Raw genomic sequence first — 8,542 nt, 5'->3', positions numbered from 1 at the left:
TGACTTACCGTGCGACGCCCGGCAACGATGCCGCCCGCGCAGCGGGGTGAGAAGGAGCCGGGCCACGATGTGAGCGTCGACTTGGCCGGGGCGTTTAGCATCAGGTGGTATGCGTCCTTTCCACGTCGCGATTGTCGGTTCTGGTCCCTCCGGGTTCTTCGCGGCGGCGTCGCTGCTGAAAGCTGCCGACTCAGCCGAGGACATTGAAGTCAATGTCGACATGCTGGAAATGCTGCCGACCCCATGGGGTCTGGTGCGCTCCGGCGTTGCGCCCGACCACCCGAAGATCAAGTCGATCAGCAAGCAGTTCGAGAAGACCTCCGAGGACCCGCGTTTCCGCTTCTTCGGCAACATCTCTGTTGGTGAACACGTCGAAGCCGCTGAACTCGCCGAACGCTACGACGCGGTGATCTATGCGGTCGGAACGCAGTCGGATCGGTCCTTGAACATTCCCGGCGAAGACCTGGAGGGCAGCGTCGCCGCGGTCGACTTCGTGGGCTGGTACAACGCCCACCCGCACTTCGAGCAGACGACGCCGGACCTGTCTGGCGCCCGAGCCGTCGTGGTCGGCAACGGCAATGTCGCACTCGACGTCGCGCGCATTCTCGTCACCGACCCCGACGCGCTGGCCGCTACCGATATCGCCGACCACGCACTGGAATCGCTGCGCCCCTGCGGCGTGGAAGAAGTGGTGATCATCGGTCGTCGCGGCCCTCTGCAATCCGCGTTCACCACGTTGGAGCTGCGAGAACTGGCAGACCTCGAAGGCCTTGACGTGATAGTTGACCCCGCCGACCTCGAAGGCATTACCGACGAGGATCTCGAGGCGGCCGGCAAAGTGTGCAAGCAGAACATCAAAGTGTTGCGCGGCTACGCCGGAAACGAGCCGCATCCCGGAAACCGGCGGATGGTATTTCGGTTCCTGACCTCGCCGATCGAAATCAACGGTGACGACAAAGTGGAGAGCATCGTGCTCGGCCGCAACGAGCTGGTCACCGACGAGAACGGCCGGGTCGCTGCCAAGGACACCGGCGACCGCGAGGAGCTGCCGGTTCAGCTGGTTGTGCGGTCGGTGGGGTATCGCGGTGTGCCCACTCCGGGTCTGCCGTTCGACGAAAAAAGCGCGACCATCCCGCATAACAACGGACGGGTCGAGGGCCGCCGCAACGAGTATGTCGTCGGCTGGATCAAGCGCGGGCCGAGCGGCGTGATCGGCACCAATAAGAAGGACTCCCAGGACACCGTCGACACCCTGATCGGCGATTTGACCGGCACAACCGAGCTAGCGGATTTCCCCGACGACCATGCCGACAAAATCGCCGAGTGGCTGGCGTCCCGGCAGCCGAAGCTGGTTACCGACGCGCACTGGAAGCTGATCGATGAGCATGAGCGATCGGTTGGAGAGCCGCACGGACGGCCGCGCGTCAAACTGCCCAGCCTGGCCAAGCTGCTGAAAATCAGCCACGGCTAGCTGTCGGCTGGCGCGAAAGCCCAGTTGTCGGGATTCCGCTGGGAGTACACCACCGGCTTTAGTTCGCCCACCGTCGGCCACTTGTCCACGTTGACGACCATGCGTTGATAGACCGTGTGCTCGTTGAGCGTTGGTCCGTCGATGACGCCGGTGATCGTGACGAACTGCTCGCCGTCGACGTCGGGCCGCGGGCTGACACCGGTGATCAACAGCGTGCCGCTGAGCACGTCTCCGCTCGGGCCGCGACGCATCAACCGCGGAGCCAGGAACGCCGCGAGCATGGTAACCAGCAATAGCACTGTAAGGAGTTCCCACACGACGCCCATGGTAGGACTGCAACTATGACGCCCCCCGACGACCTCGCGGTGGCATTGGTGCTGGCCGACCAGGCCGACGCGGTGACGCTGGCCCGCTTCGGGGCGCTGGATCTGCAGGTCGACACGAAACCCGACCTGACGCCGGTCAGCGATGCGGATCGTGCGGTCGAAACCGGCCTGCGAGAGACGCTCGCACGAGTCCGGCCGGATGACAGCATTCTTGGCGAAGAGTTCGGCGGGTCAACGGCTTGGGCCGGCCGGCAGTGGATCATCGACCCGATCGACGGCACCAAGAACTTTGTGCGGGGCGTGCCGGTGTGGGCCAGCCTGATCGCGTTGCTCGACGACGGCGTGCCCTGTGTCGGGGTGGTCAGCGCGCCGGCGCTGCAGCGCCGATGGTGGGCCGCCAGCGACGCAGGCGCGTTCGCCGCCGTCGGCGATACCCCGGCTCGGCGGCTCTCGGTTTCCTCAGTGGCGCAACTCAATTCGGCCAGCTTGTCATTCTCCAGCCTGTCCGGCTGGGCCCAACTGGGCTTACGGGAACGCTTTGTCGAGCTGACCGATGCGATGTGGCGGGTGCGCGGCTACGGCGACTTCCTGTCCTACTGCCTGGTCGCCGAGGGGGCGGTCGACGTCGCCGCCGAGCCGGAAGTGTCGGTGTGGGATCTGGCGCCGCTGGACATCCTGGTCCGCGAGGCCGGCGGGGCGTTCACCAGCCTTGACGGCGCCGCCGGGCCGCACGGCGGCAGCGCGGTGGCGACCAACGGGCTGCTGCACGACGAGGTATTGGGCAGGCTTTCGGCCGGGTAGCCGGTGTGAACTACTTAACAGGCGCCGCGACCTTACTCTGGAGTAAGATAGCCGGTATTCGCATTGCTCCAACGACGGAAGCTGCTCCCATGACAGACACTGTCGCCACCCGAAACGGCTCGAAGCCACACCGGAAACACGGCCGGAAAACCGCCGTCGGCGAGTACAAGCACAAGAGAACAGGTATCGACGTCGCGCTGGGCCTGCTTACGCCCATCGTCGGCCAGGAGTTCCTGGACAAGTACAACCTGCGCGATCCGCTGAACCGGACGCTGCGCTACGGCGTCAAGACGATGTTCTCCACTGCCGGGGCGACCACCCGTCAGTTCAAGCGGGTTCAGAGCATTCGCGGCGGACCGACCCGCCTGAAGACCAGCGGTAAGGACTACTACGACCTGACGCCCGACGACGACCAAAAGCTCATCGTCGAGACCGTCGAGGAATTCGCCGAAGAGATTTTGCGTCCTGCGGCCCATGACGCCGACGAGGCGACCACCTATCCCCCAGACCTGGTCGCCAAGGCGGCGGAGTTGGGGATCACCGCCGTCAACGTTCCCGAGGATTTCGACGGCATCGCCGAACACCGCTCCAGCGTGACCAACGTGCTGGTCGCCGAGGCGCTGGCCTATGGCGACATGGGGCTGGCACTGCCGATCCTGGCCCCGGCGGGCGTCGCCGCCGCGCTGACCCATTGGGGCAGCGCCGACCAGCAGGCCACCTACCTGAAGGAATTCGCCGACGAGAACGTCCCGCAGGCGTGCGTGGTCATTGCCGAGCCGCAGCCGCTGTTCGACCCCACCGCGCTGAAGACCACGGCGGTGCGCACGCCGAGCGGTTACCGGCTCGATGGGGTCAAATCGCTTGTCCCAGCGGCAACCAACGCCGAGCTGTTCGTCATCGCTGCCCAACTCAACGGCAAGCCCGCGTTGTTCATCGTCGAGTCGTCGAGCAACGGCCTGACGGTCAAAGCCGACCCCAGCATGGGGATCCGCGCCGCCGCGCTGGGCCACGTAGAGCTCGAGAACGTGTCGGTGCCGCTAAACGCGCGACTGGGTGAGGATGAAGCCGGCGACGACGATTACTCCGAAGCGATCGCGCTGTCCCGGCTGGGTTGGGCTGCGCTGGCGGTCGGGACGTCGCACGCAGTGCTCGACTACGTCATCCCTTACGTGAAGGAACGCGAAGCCTTCGGAGAACCGATTGCACACCGGCAGTCAGTTGCGTTCATGTGCGCCAACATCGCCATCGAGCTCGACGGGCTGCGGCTGATCACCTGGCGCGGCGCTGCCCGGGCCGAGCAAGGTCTGCCGTTCACCCGCGAAGCGGCACTGGCCAAGCGCCTCGGCGCCGACAAGGGCATGCAAATCGGCCTAGATGGCGTGCAACTGCTCGGCGGCCACGGCTACACCAAGGAGCACCCCGTCGAGCGCTGGTACCGCGACCTGCGTGCCATCGGAATAGCTGAAGGCGTCGTAGTTATCTAGCCGTCATCGAGTCGTCATCCAAGTCAACCGAAAGACCAATCATGGCAATCAATCTGGAACTGCCCCGCAAGATGCACGCGGTGATCGACAAGGCGCACCAGGGCGCTGCGGAGATGATGCGGCCGATCGCCCGCAAATACGACCTCAAAGAGCACGCCTACCCGGTCGAGCTCGACACACTGGCCGAGTTGTTCGCCGGCGCCGCCGAGTCGAACACCTTGGACATGGCCGGCGCCGGTGGGCTTAAGGCCAGCGAAAGCTCGGACGAGAACCGTAACGGCGCCAACATGGCGGCGGCGTTACAGGCGTTGGAAGCCAGCTGGGGCGATGCAGCGATGCTGCTGTCGATCCCCTACCAGGGCCTCGGCAACGCGGCAGTCTCCGCCGTGGCCAGCGACGAACAGTTGCAGCGGCTGGGCAAGGTCTGGGCGGCGATGGCGATCACCGAACCCGGATTCGGATCAGATTCGGCGGCGGTGTCCACCACCGCCAAGCTGGACGGCGACGAATACGTGATCAACGGCGAAAAGATCTTCGTTACAGCGGGTTCGCGCGCTACCCACATCGTGGTGTGGGCGACGCTGGACAAGTCCAAGGGCCGCCCGGCGATCAAGTCGTTCATTGTGCCGCGCGAACACCCCGGCGTTACCGTCGAGCGGCTGGAGAACAAGCTCGGCATCAAAGGCTCCGACACGGCCGTCATCCGGTTCGACAATGCCCGCATCCCGAAGGACAACCTGCTGGGCAACCCGGACATCGAGCCCGGCAAGGGATTCGCCGGGGTGATGGAGACCTTCGACAACACCCGCCCGGTCGTCGCGGCGATGGCCGTCGGAATCGCTCGCGCCACACTGGAAGAGCTGCGCAAGATCCTGACCAACGCCGGCGTCGAAATCTCCTACGACAAACCATCGCACGCACAGAGCGCGCCCGCGGCTGAGTTCCTGCGAATGGAGGCCGACTGGGAAGCTGCCTACCAGCTGACGCTGCGTGCGGCGTGGCAGGCCGACAACAAGATCCCCAACTCCAAAGAAGCGTCAATGGCCAAGGCCAAGGCTGGCCGGGTGGGCAGCGACATCACGCTCAAAGCCGTCGAATTAGCCGGCACCGCAGGCTATTCCGAGGAAGCGCTGCTGGAGAAGTGGGCCCGTGACTCGAAGATCATGGACATCTTCGAGGGCACCCAGCAGATTCAGCAACTGGTCGTTGCCCGACGCCTGCTGGGCCTGTCGTCGTCCGAACTCAAGTAGCCAGGCGCGGTAGCTCGGTCATTGAGATTTCCCGCGCCTCGGCGGGCTCAATTCCCATGGCACGCAGGACAAGTTCGGCCGTCGACGATCCGGCCTCGCGCCAGGTCTGATGGCCTTCGAGCACCATCCACATCGCGCTCACCGTGGCGCCAAGAGCCAACGAGGCGATGCTGTCGACGGTGATCGAACCGATGTCATATCGGCCGGCTGCAACACCAGCGCTGATGTCGCGCATCGGCGGTCCGCTCATCACGGCGCGCAATGACTCCTCGGACAGGCCGAACCTAACGGCGAACCGACCGATGGTCGGGTTCTCGTAGGCGTAGCGGATCCACAGCCGCAGGCCGATGGCCAGCCGCGCCGCCGGGTCGTCGATGCCGGCGAAGCTTTCCGAGACTCGCTGATGCAGGTCTGCGGCGAACTCGGCGACAACGCGGTCAAACAGGTCGGTCATCGATCCGACGTTGCGGTAGAGCGTGCCGCGAGCCACGTTCGCCGCCTGGGCCAATTCACTGACGGTCAGCTGGGTCGTGCCCTTTTCAACGAACAGTCGGATCGCGGCCTCACTGATCCGCTGATCCGTCGGGGTTGTCATGTGCGCGTCCTTGGTCGTTTCGGCGGCCTGCGCTAGATAGTACTCCTATGTTCTATCCAGACCTTGAAAGCTCTTTGCGGTACGCTCTTGATCTATATTGAACATTAGTGTTCAATACTTTCATGAGCAGCGCCAGCCCCAGCTGAGGTGATCCATGACCAACACCGCACACCAAGACCTACACAGCGACCACGGCGCCGGTAAGGGCGAGCATCTGGGCCGATCACGCAATCCGGTGATCAAGGTTCATGACATCGCCTGGCTGGAATTCGAAAAGCCTGACTTGACTCGGGCGGAGGCATTCGCGCACGCCTTCGGTTTCGCAACCGTGCTCCGTACCGGTAGCGAGTTGCAGCTACGCGGCACCGACCCTGGTGCGCCATGCGTGCTCATCCGCCGCGGCGAAACCACCCGCTTCCGCGGCATGGCGTTCACGGCTCATGACGAGGCAGATCTGCTGCGATTGGCCGACGCGACCGGCACCAGGATGCAACCGTTGCCGGAACCGATCGGTGGACTGACCGTCGATCTCGTCGATCCCAGCGGCGTCCCGGTGCACGCCGTGGCGGGCATGCACCGGCTCGACACGCTGCCCGCCCAGACGCCGCACACCTTCAACTTCGGCGAGGACCTCAACCGGGTCAACGCGACCCAACGGCCGTCGCGGACGCCGACGACGGTGCAACGGCTCGGGCACGTGGTGCTGCAGAGCACCAGTTACACCAAAGCGCTGAACTGGTATCTGGACAACCTCGGCATGATCGTCAGCGACTTCCAGTTCTTCCCCGGCCAGCGGGACCGCGGACCGACATTCAGCTTTATTCGCTGCGACCGCGGCTCGACTCCCGTCGACCACCACACCGTGGCGCTAGGGCTTGGCCCGACGAACCGCTACCTGCATTCGGCGTACCAGGTGTGCGATCTCGACGCGCTGGCCGCCGGCGGTGAGTATCTGAAAGATCATGGTTATCAACGGTCTTGGGGTATCGGACGCCACATTCAAGGCAGCCAGATTTTTGACTACTGGCGTGACCCGGACGGCTTCCTCGTCGAGCACTTCGCCGACGGCGACATGTTCGACTGCACACTCGAACCGGGCTGGGCGCCATTGACCGCATCGGGACTCGCCCAGTGGGGACCACGGGCGACCAACGACTTCCTCGGCATCAGCCCCAAATTCATTCGCCACGAAGCGCAGTCGATGCTGAGCGGACTGCGTGACGACAACGAATTCGATGTCCGCCGCCTCATCGGCCTGATGAAAGTAGCCAGATCATGACCATCGCCGTCCTTCGCACCGTCGACGCCTGGTGGGTGCAAACCCCGACCGGTGCAGCCCAGATCACCACCAGCGCAACCACCACCGCGGAGTTGCTCGCCGACCGCGCCGCGATCGAGGCCGCTGCCCACAGCAGCGAGACCGTGCCCGTCGACAGCCTTCAGTTGGTCTCGCCGGTGACGAAGCCGTGCCGGGTGGTGGCTCAGATGGCCAATTACGCTTCGCACGTCAAGGACGCCGGCATGGATCCAAAGACCATCCCGCTGACCTTCTTCCGCAAGTCGTCGGCGTCGATCGCCGGGCCGACCAATGACATCGTCAAACCGGCGCATGTCCGATTCCTCGACTATGAGGTCGAGATCGGCCTGGTCATCGGTCGCGACATTCCCGTCGGCGCAACCATTTCCGAGTCAAACCTGTCCGACTTCATCGCCGGATTGGTCGTCACCAATGACGTCTCCGCGCGGGACATCCAGTTGCCGCAGACGCAGTTCTACGAGGCAAAGTCCTACCCCACCTTCACACCGGCGGGGCCGGCGCTGGTGCTGCTAGACGGTGACGAACTCAAGCGCTTTGGCGATCTGCGACTGCGCCTGCGCGTGAACGGTGAACTGCGCCAAGACATGCTGGTCGACGGTGACATGCTTTACAAGCCACTGCAAGCCCTGCAGTCGCTGGCCCGGTTTCAAGACCTCGCCGCGGGTGACTTGATCCTGACCGGCACTCCGGTCGGCACCGCGTTGAGCGCACCGCCGAAGCCGGTCGAGATCATTGGCTCGTTGCTACCACCAGCAGTCAAGTGGAAAGCGTTCTTCAGACGCCAGGCCGGCAATCCGAAGTATCTACGGGACGGCGACGTTGTGGAAGCCACCATTGCGACCGACGATGGCGCCATCGAACTAGGCACCCAACGCAACACCGTGAGGTATGCGTGAACACGGCGCGTGTGCCCGGCTATAAGCCAGACATCTACTCAGTAGATGCCATCGTCAATCCCTACCCGCACTACCAGCGGTTGCGAGACCTCGGCCCGGTGGTGTGGTTGACCAAGCACAAGGTGTTCGCGCTGCCCCGCTATGCCGAGTGCAAGGCCGTACTCCGTGATGACGCGACCTTCCTTTCGGGAAGCGGCGTCGCGCTCAACCGGATCGCCAACCGCTTGTCGCGGGGCACGACGCTCAACAGCGATGGCGCCGAGCACGATCGGCGGCGCAAGCTGCTCGCGCATGGGCTATTGCCACGTGCGCTGCGCGCGATCGGCGACAGCGTGGACACGATGGCCGCCACCGTTGTCGAAGCCGCGCTTGATAACGGCGAGATCGATGGCGTCAACGAC

General features: G+C 64.4%; 8 protein-coding genes and 1 pseudogene. 7 read left to right on the top strand and 2 right to left on the bottom strand.

What is annotated here, in order from left to right:
- Window positions 1-109: 109 nt before the first annotated feature.
- The gene (locus WBF82_RS12560) at window positions 110-1,471 is read left to right on the top strand and encodes an FAD-dependent oxidoreductase (protein ID WP_424383350.1); all 1,362 of its coding nucleotides are present in this window, start codon (window positions 110-112) and stop codon (window positions 1,469-1,471) included.
- Here the strand turns inward: WBF82_RS12560 and WBF82_RS12555 are convergent.
- On the bottom strand, window positions 1,468-1,752 hold the full coding sequence (locus WBF82_RS12555) for a hypothetical protein (protein WP_424383351.1): 285 nt from the start codon (window positions 1,750-1,752) through the stop codon (window positions 1,468-1,470). The two genes, WBF82_RS12560 and WBF82_RS12555, sit on opposite strands and share 4 nt — an antisense overlap.
- Window positions 1,753-1,812: 60 nt before the next feature.
- Between WBF82_RS12555 and hisN the strand changes: the two genes are divergently transcribed.
- The 3 genes from hisN to WBF82_RS12540 all read left to right on the top strand — a co-directional run bounded on the left by hisN (window position 1,813) and on the right by WBF82_RS12540 (window position 5,332).
- Complete coding sequence (gene hisN / locus WBF82_RS12550) at window positions 1,813-2,598, top strand: histidinol-phosphatase (protein WP_424383349.1); 786 nt, start codon at window positions 1,813-1,815, stop codon at window positions 2,596-2,598.
- Window positions 2,599-2,687: 89 nt separating this feature from the next.
- The gene (locus tag WBF82_RS12545) at window positions 2,688-4,082 is read left to right on the top strand and encodes an acyl-CoA dehydrogenase family protein (protein WP_424383348.1); all 1,395 of its coding nucleotides are present in this window, start codon (window positions 2,688-2,690) and stop codon (window positions 4,080-4,082) included.
- A 41-nt stretch (window positions 4,083-4,123) separates the two neighbouring features.
- Entirely contained in the window at window positions 4,124-5,332 is a 1,209-nt protein-coding gene (locus WBF82_RS12540) for an acyl-CoA dehydrogenase family protein (RefSeq protein WP_424383347.1), read from the top strand.
- Here WBF82_RS12540 and WBF82_RS12535 read toward each other — a convergent pair.
- On the bottom strand, window positions 5,325-5,927 hold the full coding sequence (locus WBF82_RS12535; protein WP_424383346.1) for a TetR/AcrR family transcriptional regulator: 603 nt from the start codon (window positions 5,925-5,927) through the stop codon (window positions 5,325-5,327). The genes WBF82_RS12540 and WBF82_RS12535 overlap by 8 nt on opposite strands.
- A 154-nt stretch (window positions 5,928-6,081) precedes the next feature.
- Here WBF82_RS12535 and WBF82_RS12530 point away from each other — a divergent pair, with 154 nt between their 5' ends.
- The 3 genes and pseudogenes from WBF82_RS12530 to WBF82_RS12520 all read left to right on the top strand — a co-directional run.
- A complete protein-coding gene (locus WBF82_RS12530; protein WP_424383345.1) occupies window positions 6,082-7,206 on the top strand; it encodes a VOC family protein in 1,125 nt (374 codons plus the stop codon).
- Window positions 7,203-8,141, top strand: a complete 939-nt coding sequence (locus WBF82_RS12525) for a fumarylacetoacetate hydrolase family protein (RefSeq protein WP_424383344.1) — start codon at window positions 7,203-7,205, stop codon at window positions 8,139-8,141. The genes WBF82_RS12530 and WBF82_RS12525 overlap by 4 nt, the downstream gene beginning before the upstream one ends.
- Window positions 8,138-8,542: pseudogene (locus tag WBF82_RS12520) on the top strand (cytochrome P450); the annotation flags it as partial. The gene WBF82_RS12525 and the pseudogene WBF82_RS12520, both read left to right, overlap by 4 nt.

The organism is Mycobacterium sp. (genome assembly GCF_049673265.1).
Classification (GTDB): Bacteria; Actinomycetota; Actinomycetes; order Mycobacteriales; family Mycobacteriaceae; genus Mycobacterium.
Note: the sequence above shows the minus strand (reverse complement) of the source record. Positions and strands in the feature narration are given on the sequence as shown.